Genomic DNA, 13,408 nt, shown 5'->3' on the forward strand with positions numbered 1-13,408 from the left:
ATAATTAGCTCGTAAAATGTGTCTGGATATAGTTTAACATTTCATGACCAGATAAGGCTTCAGACTCAGATGACCTTCTGATGAAAAAATCTTTTTCGTCAATAAAAACAGGCCTAGGAGATCTTTTACAACTCACTAATAAAATTGTTTTACTTTCTAAGTACAATGCTTTAATGGTTATGAACTTACTTATGCCTTTTCCTAGATGAGTTTTAGCCTTGCTCTCCAAATCCTTTATATATTTTTCATTTTTTTTTATTTTCAACCGAATCATTTCTTCCTCGATACCGCTAATCTCCCCGGAGTCGTTTACACCAATTAGCAAAGACCCTCCTTCTGAATTAATAAATGACGCAATGTTTTTTAAAGCTTTTATCTGCTCTTCCTGATTGCGCACTATTTTTACTTGAGGTTTATAAACTTGCTCATTATTAAGGAAGAAGTGTTGCTTAAACTCAGTATACTTATCTTCGTTTTTATCGAGCATATATCTGACGCTCGCTTCGCTTCCCATATCTGAAAGGTCATGCACAAATCTATCCAGTCTTTCTCTTACGCTATTAGCCAATGAAGGTCTTGTTATTAGATTGTCCCAATTTTCGGAAATACTCTTTCTCGCCACGTCCAGCCTCTTTGCTAGATCTATAATGTCGTTTTGCTCTTTTAGAGGTGGGGCGTAAATTTTAAGATTTTTAATACTTTCGGCATTTGCTACCGAGAGCGTACCTTCTGGAAGCAAGTGCTGAATGGTTAATTGGCCCAATTCAGACATGAAGAAAAGCTTTGCATATTCTGAAAATATAATATCCTCACGGAGAACAACCTGAATATATTCGCCCTCTCCTTTTTTTTCTCGAATTTCATTGATTGAGCTGTATACCTCCCTTTTAGCAAATCTTCGGTTGAAAAATATTGAATTTCTTTTATTGTCAAATGACTTGGCTGCATTGATCTTTAAAACGGCTGAGCTTCCATCTTCAGGGTCGAATCCATAAAGATCATATTCTTTGTGGTACTCGCCTAGCTCTCTAATACGTTTGGAAGTTGGGGAATTATCAACATAGCTGTTAATTCTTAAATTGAAATCTTTAGCTGCTATTTCATCATAGCTCACAACCCTGGCGTAATGCCCTTGGCTTTTCCAAGTTTTATACGAATTGATAATTTTGTCAGTATCTTCTTCTCGTAGTTCATTCAAATATCTGTTCTTTTCATATTCATGAGCAGCATCGATGAAGATAATACTTCTCGACCTGTTTGGGAGCTTGTTTTTATTTAATACTAAAAGTGCAATTGGAATACCCGTGCCAGGTAATAAATTAGGCGGAAGACTAATTACTGCTTCAAGAACATCGTCTTCAATAATGCCTTGTCTAATCTCCTTTTCTTTCCCTCCGCGAAAAAGTACGCCGTGAGGAAGCACGCTCGCTACCATGCCTTCGTCGGCGCACACCGCCAGCATGTGCTGCAAAAACATCAGATCGGCTTTTTTCGACTCACCGTATTTGAAACGTTCGCTGTGAAAGGCTGGCTGAAATACCGGCTCGCTGCTGTCGTCGGTGTACTTGCTGTCGAAGTTAACAGAGAACGGCGGATTGGTCAGAATACGGTCAAACCGCAGCAGTTCGCCGTCTTTGGTGTGCAGCGGGTTCTCTAGCGTATCATCATGTTTCAGGCTGGCCGTGGTGATGCCGTGCAATAGCATGTTCATCTTGGCGACTGACCAAGTAGAACCATTCACTTCTTGGCCATTGAGATTTAGCAGGAGACCGTTACCTCCGGTTTCATCTACCCACTTTTTCGCGGCGATCAGCATGCCGCCGGAGCCGCAGCAGGGGTCATAGACGCTGTGGCCCTGCTGCGGGTCGAGCAGGCGTACCATCATGCGCACCACCGAGCGGGGAGTGTAGAACTCGCCGCCTTTCTTACCCGCCGAGTCGGCAAAATCGGCGATCAGGTACTCGTAGGCCGCCCCCAGCAGGTCCGGGAACTCGAAATCCCGGTCGCGCAGGCGGTATTTGCTGAAATGGTTGATGAGCGAGCGCAGCTTGGCGTCTGAAATCTTGCTCTGGCCCACCTTGCGGTTGAAGTCGATGTGCTCCAGCACGTCCTGCAGGCTGGTGTTGCCCTGCTCCAACCCGCCCAGGGCAGTGTTGAGCGCGTCGCCGACGTTTTTATGGGCGTCGTTGAGCAAATAACGCCAGCGCGAGGTTTCCGGCACAAAGAAGCTTGTCTTGTACCATATGCGGTTCTCTGCCACCTCGCGAGCAGCTTCTTCGCTTTTGCCCTTGGCCATCTGCTCGCTGACAACCTGCTCGAAACGTTCGTCGAACACGTCCGAGCAGCGCTTCAGAAACAGCATGCCGAAGATGTACTCCTTGAACTCCGAGGCATCCATCTTGCCGCGCAGAATGTCAGCGGCGCTGAAGAGGTGATTCTCCAGCTGGGAGAGCGTTAGGGGCATTCAGGTATTCCTTAATAGTTCATTAAGCTTGGCCTTATGGGGCAGCCTAAAGAACGAAATTTACATGTTGAATAGTCTAACGAATTACGCGCCGCCAAGGGAGAAATCAGGCAGTAACAGCGCTTGATATTCATTGCGTTTCGGTTCAGCGATTTGCTATGGATTAAGGCCACATGGCCATCGTCAACGGGTGAGCAGCCCCTTGTTGTCTCGCCTTGTCTGGTTCAGCTGCTGAGTCATCAGCGCCACCGTGCTGGCTTTGATCCCCAACTCTTTTGCAGTGTCAGAGAAGGTGCTGAGCACGTCGACGATTTCTTGAACGTGCGGCTGGGCCTGCTTCCAGGTCGCAAAGCCTGCCTGTGTCGCCAGCTGCTGAACCGCCTTGAGAGGCGGCTGCTTGCCGTAGCCTGCAAAGGCGGTGGCGTGTTCCGCGAAGGGGTGAGGGCTGAACGTCACGTCATAGAAGGGTGCGAGTTGCCATTGGCCCTGGTCGCTTTGCAAGAACGCCCAGTTTTTACTGTGATCATCCTGATTGCAGGCCAACAGGTTGAACAGTGCGCGGCGGAACTGAAGCTGCCCGACAGCGGGGGATTTACATAGTTGGCGGCTGGCCTTGATAAGGTCGGCGTAATCCAGGCTGGGGGTTCGAAAGTTGGCATCCAGCAGCCCGCAGGCACTATGCATATGCACTCGCCTCGGCGTACTGGCATGGCTGATCCAGTCAAACCGCTTGATGCCAAGCCAGGCGCGCTCACCCTGCGGCGTCGGTGTGCGTATCAACTGCCACGCTGGTGGTTCCAGGCCTGCCTCTTTAGCCAACGCCAGATAGGCCGCCTCGCACAGCCCTTCTTCGTGGCCCAAGGGCAAATGCTGCGAGGTGAATTTGACCAGCCACGCGTCATCGCCGGGCCGGGCAGTGGTTCGACACTGGTTCGATTGGCCTGGGGGCATGAAAAGCTGTGCTTTTGGTCTCGCTCCCCCGGAGCTACCCGCTGCCACTAACGCGCTCAGCACCTCGTCGGTCTGCCCATCAAACACGGCTTGGGCCTGAAGTCCGAGCGTCGCCAGGTCTTCGTCATCGCCTGGTGTCGGCGCTGCATCCGAAGCTGGCTCAAAAGCCAATGCGCCCATGCCGCGCTGACCCACAAAGGCCAGCCGATCCATCGCTGTAAGCTGCGTCGGCGCTATGCCATGCTGGCGGAATACTCTGTCTTGCAGCAGTAGTCCCCAGCCATCGGGTAAACAGTCGCCAAACACGCCGTGAAGCCTCTGATGCGGTGTTTTCGGGGCGGCATGAAGCGCCAGGCCGGGCGGCAACGTAAAGGGCGATAGACTGCCATGGCGCTGCTCATAGCTTTATGCGTATTGAAAAAAGACCCCTTGGTGGTTTTGCGCCAAGACGCCCACCGCGGCCTGTTCACCGGTCGATAGCGTGCGCGTGACGTTGAGCCGCTGTATTCGCTTAAAAGCCATGTTTGAGTACCTCATCAATCGAGGAGGGCGGGCTTGCGCTGTTTGTATTGTGCTGGGTCAGCGCATATAGCCGCGACAGATCATCAAGGCTTTGCCAGAGCAACAGCAGCTGGCGAAACGATATTTGACCGGTCGCTTCGAACTTCTTGATCGTGGGAGCGGGCACGCTACTGCGCTCGGCCAGCGCCGCACGGGATAACTTGGCCTCTTCACGCAGCCGACGCAGATGCGCGGCAAAGGCGTGCTGTACATCGGCATCGTCCAGTAGCAAGAAAGAGGGCATAGCGTTCACCGTTTGGATACCATGGTATCTATATTTTCAATTTATGTGCTTTGTTGGATATCATTGTATCTTTTAAAGATGGGTTTGCATGGTTGGTTCAGATCTACATCCTCGACAGTTCCTCGACGGGCAACTGCTGAGTTGCCTTCACTTCCCGCAGTGAAAGATTTGATCGAATGCTTGATACCCCCGGAAGCCTGCGCAGCACCTGCTCTACGAAGCCGCTGTAATCATCCAAATCGCGGGCGATCACCTGAAGAAGAAAGTCCGCCTCGCCAGTGGTGTTGTGGCAACTAAGTACGCGGGAGCTTGCTTGAATAATACGCTCGAACTCGGCGGTGGCGGCTTCATCGTGTTGGGTGCAGGTGATCTGTACGAAGGCCAGCACGCTGCCACCCAGTGCGCGGCGGTTCAGCGTGGCCTGGTAGCCTTCGATCACGCCCAGCTCTTCCAGGCGTTTATGGCGTCGCCAGCAGGTGGCTTCGCTGATCGAAAGCCGCTCGGCGAGTTTGGCGATGGAGAGGCGGCCGTCGATTTGTAAGTGCGCGACGAGCTTGGCGTCTACTTTATCGAGTTGGTCCAATATGAATGTCTCTTTCAAATAACGTTCTATTAGCGAAAGAGTGCTGCAAAATACGCTGATATGTCTACCTGATAGAAAAGTAATTTCAGGCATGGATGGTTATAGTGAAGTTACTTGAAACCGCGATGGAGTAATCCATGAAAGCCGTTGTTTTCGAAAACTTTTCCGCCCCACCGACTATCCAGCAGGTACCTGACCCGACGCCCGAACCCCACGGCGTGGTGGTGAAGGTGATGGCCAACGGCGTATGCCGCAGCGACTGGCACGCCTGGATGGGCCACGACCCGGATGTCGTGCTACCCCACGTGCCGGGACATGAGCTTTCTGGCATTGTGGAGGCGGTGGGCAAGGACGTGACCCAGTGGCGGGTGGGTGACCGCGTAACGGTGCCCTTCGTGGGTGGCTGTGGTACCTGCCCGGAGTGTAACGCAGGCCACCATCAGGTGTGCGACCGTCAGTTCCAGCCCGGCTTTACCCATTGGGGCTCCTTTGCCGAGTACGTGGGTATTCACTACGCCGATGTGAACCTGGTGGCGCTGCCGGAGACGCTCGATTTCGCCACTGCGGCGAGCTTAGGCTGTCGGTTCGTGACGTCCTTTCGTGCGGTGGTGGACCAGGGGAAAACGGCGGCGGGCCAGTGGGTGGCCGTTCACGGCTGCGGCGGCGTGGGACTTTCGGCGGTGATGATCGCCAATGCCGTTGGCGCCAACGTGGTGGCGGTGGATATCTCTGAAGACGCGTTGGCACTGGCCCGCCAGCTGGGAGCAGTGGCCACGGTCAATGCAGCAAAAGTGACGGATGTGGCCGAGGCGGTAACGGGCATCACCCGCGGCGGCGCCCACGTCTCGCTCGATGCGCTGGGCCATCCCACGACCTGTTTCAACTCCATCAGCAACCTGCGCAAGCGCGGCAAGCATGTTCAGGTCGGGCTGATGCTGGCGGATCACAGCACCCCGGCCATTCCCATGAGCAAGGTCATTGCCAACGAGCTGGAAATACTCGGTAGCCACGGCATGCAGGCGCACCGCTACGACGCCATGCTGGCGATGATCGAGTCCGGCAAGCTGGCCCCCGAACGGCTGATCGGCCGGCGGATCAGCCTTGAACAGTCCATTGATGCGTTAATGAACATGGACAAGTTTGAAGGGGCGGGTGTGACGGTGGTGACGGCGTTCTAGAAAAGTCCGAGCCAGCGCTTCTGCCAATTTCCTTCAATGCAATCGAATAAATTATTCGCTCAACATCGCCGGCGTCAGGTTTTAAGCTGAGGGTAATCTTGCAAGGAGTACCTTATGCCATCAGCGACCACCCCCACAGAGCGTCACGTGATTGCCCAGCATCCGGCGCGGCGCGATGATATCGGCGATCTGGTCACCCGGCGCCCGCTGCCGGGGCCGAAACTCGATCAGCTCGACCCGTTTCTGTTTCTGAACCACCACGGCCCGCAGGTATATCCGGCGAACAACCAGGGCCTGCCCTTTGGCCCGCACCCGCACCGCGGCTTCGAGACGGTGACCTTCATTCTGGAAGGCTCGCTTGCCCACGCTGACAGCGCGGATCATCAGAGCGTGATCCATGAAGGTGGCGTGCAGTGGATGACCGCCGGTAGCGGCATCGTGCACGCCGAGATCTCGCCGCCGGAATTTCTGCGCGACGGTGGGCCGCTTGAGATTCTTCAGCTGTGGGTCAACCTGCCGTCACGCTTGAAGATGAGCGCGCCGCGCTACGTGGGCCTTCAGAAGAACGACATTCCGGCGATTGCGCTTTCCGAAGGCGGCGAGCTGAACCTGATTGCCGGGCAGTGGGAAGGGCAATCAGGCCCCGTCGAGGCGTTGACCGGTGTGTTCATGTCGACGCTGAAGCTGCCCGCCGGTGCGCGCGAGCAGCTGCCCGTGGCACCCGGGCGGCAGGTGTTTCTCTACGTGGTCAGCGGCGACGTCAAGGTGGGCGGCGAGCCGGTCAAGGCGCACCATCTGATCGAAGTGGACCGCGACGGCGAGCACCTGGTGATCGAGGCCAGCAGCGACGCGCGGCTGGTGTTCGGCCACGGGGATGCGATCAATGAGCCGGTCTACTCCCACGGGCCGTTTGTCATGACGACCCGCGAGGAGATCGTGCAAGCCGTCGAGGACTACCAGGCGGGCAAGTTCGGCGGGCTGAACGCTTAAAGCGGCTCGCCGCGGTAGTAGTGCCACAGAAACAGCGACCCCACGCTGCGCCAGGGCGCCCAGTGTTCCACCATCTGGCGCGCCTGCTTGGGCGTGGGCTTGTCCTCCCTTCTTTTCAGCCGGCCCAGCGCCACGCGCAGGGCCAGGTCATCGGCAGGAAACACGTCCGGGCGCTTGAGCGAGAACATCAGGTAAATCTCGGCGCTCCAGCGGCCAAAGCCTCTAAGGGCGGTGATAGCGGCAATGACCTCGTCATCGCTCAAGTGCTCGAGGCCGTCGGCGCTGAAGGTGCCGGCAAGCTCCGCCTCGGCCAGGCCCTTGGCGTACTCGATCTTGCGCCAGGAGAGCCCGGCATCGCGCAGTGCCTGGCCTTCCACGTCCATTACCGCCTTGGCATGCAGTTCGGGCAGCACGGTATTCACGCGGCCCATGATGGCGCGCGCGGCCTCGACCGAAATCTGCTGGCTGACGATGGTGGAGAAAAACGTGGCAAAGCCTTTGTCGCGCTGGCGGGAAGGCGGTTCGCCGATGTGGGGCAGGGCGCGGGCGATATCGGCGTCGGCGGCGGCGAGTTCAGCCATGGCCTGAGTGATGGTGTCCGGTGTCATAAAAGCGTACTCGGTAGGCGCTATCGTATTGAGTTTAAACCCAACGTAGCAGCAAACCGGCGCGAACAGGATATTTTGTCCGTTAATATTTTAGACGTGGCGAGTTTCTACTTTCGTCTAATCCTGCGATCATTTACCCCATTCATAGACGGTTTAATGAGCAGGTGCTTTACGCACTTCGGGAGACAGTAATGCAAGCGTCATCACCAGGTCAGGCGCGCAATCCGCGCCTGGCCGAATTTGCGTTAGCGCTGGGTGGGTTCGGTATCGGCACCAGCGAATTCGTGATCATGGGACTGATGAATCGCGTAGCGGGTGACCTGGCGGTCAGCGTGCCCCAGGTGGGCTATGCGATCAGCAGCTATGCGCTGGGCGTGGTGGTCGGCGCGCCGCTGATCTCGGCGCTGGCCGCGCGGGTGCCCAAGCGGGCGCTGCTGATTGCCCTGATGCTGGTGTTTGCCGTGGGCAACATTGCCAGCGCCATGGCGCCGGGGTTCTGGTCGTTCGTGGGGCTGCGCTTTATCGCGGGCCTGCCGCACGGTGCCTATTTCGGCGTGGCGGCGTTGGTGGCGGCCGGGGCCGTGCCGGTAGATCAACGCGCCCGAGCCATTTCAAGGGTGATGCTGGGGCTGACCACGGCCATTCTGATCGGCGCGCCGTTGGGTACCTGGGCGGGCAATCAGTTTGGCTGGCAGATCGCCTTTGCCGGGGTCGGCGGTATTGCGCTGCTGACCGCCGTGCTGATTCGACTCTGGGTGCCCGTGCAGCCCTTCGATGCCCTGGCAAGCCCGCTTCGTGAGCTTGGCGCCTTGGTCAAGCAGCGCGTGCTGGTCACGGTGGCCATTGCCTGTGTGGGCTGTGGCGGCATGTTCTCGATCTTCAGCTACGTGATGCCGACGCTGACCCAGCAGGCTGGCATGAGCGAGTCGCTTGGGCCGCTGGTGCTGGTGATTTTCGGGATCGGCTCGATCATCGGCAACCTGGTCGGTGGGCGCATGGCGGACAGGAACCTGATGCGCGCCATTCCGCGTATCCTGATCTGGTGTGCGGTGATTCAGGGGGCCTACTACCTGGCGGCCGACTACGTCTGGTCGGGGCTTCTGTTCGTGGGCCTGGTGGGCACCTGCATGGCGCTGGCGCCTTCACTGCAGACCCGCTTGATGGACGTGGCAGGCGATGCCCAGACCATGGCCGCTTCGCTCAATCATGCGGCGTTCAACGGTGCCAATGCGCTGGGCGCCTGGCTTGCCGGGCTGGTGATCAGCGCGGGCTTCAGCTGGTCGAGCACGGGGCTGGTCGGTACGGGGCTGGCACTGTGTGGGCTGGGAATCTTCTTTCTGGGTAAATGGCTGGAAGCGCGCAATGCTCAGCCGGTGCCCGCCCACTCGCGGTCGCTTTAAAGTGGCAAAAAAGGCCAATCGTTTCTACTGTGTATAGGGTGCAACCCATAAGGAGATGACCCCATGCATACTCAAGTGACGAAAACTTCGCGTATTTTTACCCTTGGTGCCATTGCGGCGCTGACGATTGGTCTGGCAGGTTGTGGTTCAACGTCCGGTGAGCGCGCCACCAGCGGTGCTGGTGTAGGCGCAGCGGTTGGCGCAGGTACTGCTGCGGCAACCGGCGGCAGCATTGGCGGTGGCGCGATACTCGGCGCTGGTGCAGGTGCGGCAGCCGGCGCGCTGACCGACGAAGACGATATCAATCTGGAATAAGCCTTGCATGCTCCGCTGCTGCGCAGCCCCGTAATTGCGCAACCCCGTAATTTCGCAACATAGTTAGCGGCATACTCGAAAGCCGCGCATGCCCAAATGAAAATGATCGGCGTGCGCGGCGTTGTAGTCCGGGCCGATGACATTGCCAAAAGCCTTGCAACCGCCGTCCCGCGCAGCTCGCAGGAACTCCCCCGCTTCACCCTCATCATTCCAGTGATTGATCAGCGTAATACGCTGGCCGTTCTCGAACCGAAATCCCGTGACATCCAGGGCTTCCGCCGTGGCATGTTCACTGCGCCGTGCGTTCTCACGGTGATAGATATTGCGGCAGGCAAAGCTGCCCACGTGATCCACCTGACGCACCCGGCTGCCCATGATGGCTTCGGCGGCGGGCTGCAATTCGTGACGCTCATACATCACCCAGGCAAGCGCCAGCGGGCAACTGGCCACGAAACTCTGGTTGAACTGCACGCTGCTGGACTGCATGCGCACGATATTGCTCAGCGGGCAGTTGGCGGTCGGCGAGTAATCGGCAAGCGGTGTGTAGCGCAGCTCGCTCTCGGGGACGGTATCCAGCGCGGCCAGGCAGCCTTCCCGGTCGCCTTCCAGACGCTTGAGCTTGAGCTGCGTGACCGGGGTGACGGGGTCATCCACATGTAGCGGCGCCCAGGGGGCCCACTGGCGGGGAATCTCGATGATGCCTTTCTGCACCGCCACTCCCAAGCCAATCAACAGCAGTATCAACAGCGTGCTGCGCATCCAACCTCCCTATATTGATACAAACGCTGATATGAACGCTGACGCAAACGCTACAGTCGGCGTGGTGGGTGTGCGATACTGCGCACCTTTAAGCTAGTCACTGTGCGGTCAACATCGCCGATTGTCCTTTTAGTCACTATTTTTAGTCACTATCTTCAGTAACTATCTATCGCCAACTCTTTTGCTAACTAGGGAAGCGCTTCATGTCCCAGGGTACGCTTTTTATTGTTTCCGCGCCGTCGGGTGCCGGCAAGACCAGCCTGGTTCGCGAGCTGATCGAACGTCTTGACGGCATTCAGGTTTCGGTATCGCACACCACGCGCAAAATGCGCGACGGTGAGGTGGACGGCGTCAACTATCATTTCACCGATGTGGCCGGCTTTGAAGCAATGATTGAACGCGGCGACTTCTTTGAGTATGCCAGCGTCTTCGATAATTACTACGGCACGTCGCGTCAGGCGGCGCAAACGCTGCTGGCTGCCGGGCAGGACGTCATCCTGGAAATCGACTGGCAGGGCGCTCAGCAGGTACGCGAGCAGATGCCGGGAGCGGTATCCATCTTTATCCTGCCGCCATCGCGCGCCGAGCTCGAACGCCGCCTTTCAAGCCGCGGTACCGATGAGCACGCGGTGATCGCCCGGCGCATGCGCGATGCGATCAGCGAGATGTCGCATTTCGATGAGTATGACTACCTGGTGATCAACGATGACTTCACCACGGCGCTTTCAGAGCTTGAGTCTTTGGTGATCAGCCGTCGGCTGACCCAGGCGACCATGAGTCAGCGCCATGCGCCGTTGCTCGAAGCGCTCTTGTCACAGGCGCCCGGCGTCGAGTAATCTATCAGGTTCTATCACTATTCTTTTTCGCTGGGCCGGTGTCGTTATCCAACAACGTCGGCCCGGCGTCGTCATTACAGGAAGGCCCCCATGGCTCGCGTAACCGTTGAAGATTGTCTGGAAAATGTCGAAAACCGCTTCAAGCTGGTGATGATTTCCACCCAGCGTGCCCGCCAGCTGGCCCGCGGTTCGCGCGATGCGCAACTGGCGTGGGAAAACGACAAGCCCACCGTGATGGCACTGCGCGAAATCGCCGCGGGTCTGGTTGATCACACGGTACTCGACGAGCCGGTTGAAGCGCCCGTTCGCGCGCGCCCCGCCATGGCTCCCAGCGCCCAGATCGACGACTAAGCAACCCGGCAGAGGCGCGGTACATGTTCACCATCGATGACCTGGCCGATCGACTCGGCGGCTACTTACCCCCGGACGAGATCCAGCAGGTCAAACGCGCCTTCTACTACGCGGAACAGGCCCACGATGGCCAGCGCCGTCGCTCCGGCGAGCCCTACGTCACCCATCCGCTGGCGGTTGCCAATATTCTGGCCAACATGCACATGGACCATCAGAGCCTGATGGCCGCCATGCTGCACGATGTCATCGAAGATACCGGCGTTTCCAAGAAAGCCCTGGCCGCCCAGTTCGGCAAGCCGGTGGCGGAGCTGGTGGACGGCGTCTCCAAGCTGACCCAGATCACCTTTGAAGACAAGGCCGTCGCCCAGGCGGAAAACTTCCAGAAGATGGTGCTGGCGATGTCGCGGGATATCCGCGTCATCATCGTCAAGCTGGCCGACCGCCTGCACAACATGCGCACCCTCGGTGCCCTGCGCCCGGATAAAAAACGCCGTATTGCTCGGGAAACCCTGGAAATCTACGCGCGTATTGCCGGGCGGCTGGGCATCAACACCATCCGCATCGAGCTTGAGGATCTGTCGTTTCAGGCGATCCACCCCATGCGCTCCGAGCGTATCAAGCGGGCCGTGGCCAGCGCTCGTGGGCATCGGCGCAGTGCCATGCGTGAAATTCAGGCCTCGCTTCAGCAGAGCCTGGATGACGAGGTGCTACAAGGCACGGTGGTGGGCCGTCAGAAGCATCTGCTCTCGATCTACAAGAAGATGCGCGACCAGCGCAAGCCGTTTGCCGAGATCATGGACGTGTTCGGGTTTCGTATCATTACCGAAGATGTGGCCAGCTGCTATCGCATCCTGGGCGTGGTGCACAATCTGTACAAGCCGGTGCCGGGGCGTTTCAAGGACTACATTGCCATCCCCAAGGCCAACGGCTATCAAAGCCTGCACACCACGCTGTTCGGCCCGCGTGGCATGCCCATCGAAGTGCAGATCCGCACTCGCGAGATGGAAGCCATGGCCAACAACGGCATTGCCGCTCACTGGCTCTACAAGGCGGGACAGACGAGCCACCCGATTGCCGAAGGCAGCCACGCCCGCGCTCGCGCCTGGGTGAAGGGACTGCTTGAAATGCAGCGCCATGCGGGTAATTCGCTGGAGTTCATCGAGCACGTCAAGAACGATCTTTTCCCCGACGATATCTACGTGTTCACCCCGAAAGGCGACATCATGGAGCTGCCACAAGGCGCCACGGTGATCGACTTTGCCTACACCGTGCACACCGATATCGGCAACAACTGCATCGCCTGTCGGATCGATCGTCATCTCGCCCCGCTTTCCACGCGCCTGGAAAGCGGCCAGACACTGGAAATCATCACCGCCCCTGGCGCCCGCCCCAACCTTGCCTGGCTCAGCTTTGTGTCCACCGCCAAGGCGCGCTCCGCCATTCGTCATGCCCTGAAGCACCAGCAGCAGACCGAAGCGGTCACGCTCGGCCGGCGGCTGCTCAACAAGGCGCTGGCGCCGTTTGAAACCAGCCTGGAAGAGCTGGATGCCGAGGTACTGAAACAGGCGGTCAAGGAGCTTGAAGTGGCTTCGGAAGAAGCGCTTCTGGAGTCGCTTGGGCTGGGTAATCGCATGGCCCACGTGGTGGCTCGGCGGCTGGTGGATGTCGCCCACGGCGAGCGCTACGACGCCCAGCTGGCGGAGCTGGATAGCGACAAGGCGGTGCTGATCAGCGGCAGCGAAGGCATGGTGATCAACTTTGCCCGCTGCTGCCACCCGCTGCCCGGTGACCCGGTGCTGGGCCATCTTTCCATGGGCAAGGGGCTGGTGGTGCATCGCGCCGAGTGCCGCAATCTGGTCGAGCACAAGAACGACCCGGAAAAGCTCTTCACGCTGGAGTGGTCGGACGCCATCGACGAAGATTTCCCGGTAGCGCTGCGCATCGAGATCGAGAGCCGCCGCGGCCTGGTGGCCGAGCTTGCCGGCCTGGTGACCGACGCCGACGCCAATATCGAACGTATCGGCATCGAAGAGCGCGACGCGCGGCTCTCGACGGTCAATCTGACCCTGTCGGTCAAGGGCCGCGTACACCTTGCACGTATCATCAAGCGCATCCGCAATCTGCCGAACGTGGGCAAGATCACGCGTATGACCAATTAAGCCATATCG

The 13,408-nt window shown here is 57.8% G+C and carries 13 protein-coding genes; 7 read left to right on the forward strand and 6 right to left on the reverse strand.

The window, feature by feature from the left end:
- Positions 1-4: 4 nt before the first annotated feature.
- From B0H98_RS08530 to B0H98_RS08545, 4 genes are all read right to left on the reverse strand, one after another.
- Positions 5-2,464 carry an N-6 DNA methylase gene (locus B0H98_RS08530; RefSeq protein ID WP_106374643.1) on the reverse strand — a complete coding sequence of 820 codons (2,460 nt, stop codon included), beginning with the start codon at positions 2,462-2,464 and terminating at the stop codon, positions 5-7.
- A gap of 183 nt (positions 2,465-2,647) precedes the next feature.
- Positions 2,648-3,781: a type II toxin-antitoxin system HipA family toxin gene (locus B0H98_RS08535; protein WP_167392660.1), complete on the reverse strand. Its 1,134-nt coding sequence runs from the start codon at positions 3,779-3,781 to the stop codon at positions 2,648-2,650.
- Positions 3,782-3,926: 145 nt separating this feature from the next.
- Complete coding sequence (locus tag B0H98_RS08540; RefSeq protein WP_106374644.1) at positions 3,927-4,220, reverse strand: helix-turn-helix domain-containing protein; 294 nt, start codon at positions 4,218-4,220, stop codon at positions 3,927-3,929.
- Between the two features lie 103 nt (positions 4,221-4,323).
- Positions 4,324-4,803: an Lrp/AsnC family transcriptional regulator gene (locus B0H98_RS08545; protein ID WP_106374645.1), complete on the reverse strand. Its 480-nt coding sequence runs from the start codon at positions 4,801-4,803 to the stop codon at positions 4,324-4,326.
- Between the two features lie 137 nt (positions 4,804-4,940).
- Between B0H98_RS08545 and B0H98_RS08550 the strand changes: the two genes are divergently transcribed.
- Both B0H98_RS08550 and B0H98_RS08555 read left to right on the forward strand, forming a co-directional pair.
- The gene (locus tag B0H98_RS08550) at positions 4,941-5,981 is read left to right on the forward strand and encodes a zinc-dependent alcohol dehydrogenase family protein (protein ID WP_106374646.1); all 1,041 of its coding nucleotides are present in this window, start codon (positions 4,941-4,943) and stop codon (positions 5,979-5,981) included.
- Between the two features lie 114 nt (positions 5,982-6,095).
- Positions 6,096-6,971 carry a pirin family protein gene (locus B0H98_RS08555; protein ID WP_106374647.1) on the forward strand — a complete coding sequence of 292 codons (876 nt, stop codon included), beginning with the start codon at positions 6,096-6,098 and terminating at the stop codon, positions 6,969-6,971.
- On the opposite strand, the gene B0H98_RS08560 is transcribed toward B0H98_RS08555, so the two are convergent.
- Complete coding sequence (locus B0H98_RS08560; RefSeq protein WP_106374648.1) at positions 6,968-7,579, reverse strand: DNA-3-methyladenine glycosylase family protein; 612 nt, start codon at positions 7,577-7,579, stop codon at positions 6,968-6,970. The genes B0H98_RS08555 and B0H98_RS08560 overlap by 4 nt on opposite strands.
- Before the next feature lie 191 nt (positions 7,580-7,770).
- Here B0H98_RS08560 and B0H98_RS08565 point away from each other — a divergent pair, with 191 nt between their 5' ends.
- Positions 7,771-8,979, forward strand: a complete 1,209-nt coding sequence (locus B0H98_RS08565) for an MFS transporter (protein ID WP_106374649.1) — start codon at positions 7,771-7,773, stop codon at positions 8,977-8,979.
- Positions 8,980-9,042: 63 nt separating this feature from the next.
- Positions 9,043-9,294 (forward strand): hypothetical protein, encoded by a 252-nt coding sequence (locus tag B0H98_RS08570; RefSeq protein WP_106374650.1) that lies wholly within the window; start codon positions 9,043-9,045, stop codon positions 9,292-9,294.
- 63 nt (positions 9,295-9,357) lie between these two features.
- On the opposite strand, the gene B0H98_RS08575 is transcribed toward B0H98_RS08570, so the two are convergent.
- Positions 9,358-10,053, reverse strand: coding sequence for an extensin-like domain-containing protein (locus tag B0H98_RS08575; RefSeq protein ID WP_106374651.1), 696 nt, complete (start codon positions 10,051-10,053; stop codon positions 9,358-9,360).
- Positions 10,054-10,256: 203 nt separating this feature from the next.
- Between B0H98_RS08575 and gmk the strand changes: the two genes are divergently transcribed.
- From gmk to B0H98_RS08590, 3 genes are all read left to right on the forward strand, one after another.
- On the forward strand, positions 10,257-10,889 hold the full coding sequence (gene gmk / locus B0H98_RS08580; RefSeq protein WP_106374652.1) for a guanylate kinase: 633 nt from the start codon (positions 10,257-10,259) through the stop codon (positions 10,887-10,889).
- 90 nt (positions 10,890-10,979) lie between these two features.
- Positions 10,980-11,240 carry a DNA-directed RNA polymerase subunit omega gene (gene rpoZ, locus B0H98_RS08585; RefSeq protein ID WP_018918467.1) on the forward strand — a complete coding sequence of 87 codons (261 nt, stop codon included), beginning with the start codon at positions 10,980-10,982 and terminating at the stop codon, positions 11,238-11,240.
- Positions 11,241-11,263: 23 nt separating this feature from the next.
- Positions 11,264-13,399: a RelA/SpoT family protein gene (locus tag B0H98_RS08590; protein WP_106374653.1), complete on the forward strand. Its 2,136-nt coding sequence runs from the start codon at positions 11,264-11,266 to the stop codon at positions 13,397-13,399.
- Positions 13,400-13,408 lie beyond the last annotated feature (9 nt).

Source organism: Vreelandella songnenensis (assembly GCF_003002925.1).
Lineage (GTDB): Bacteria > Pseudomonadota > Gammaproteobacteria > Pseudomonadales > Halomonadaceae > Vreelandella > Vreelandella songnenensis.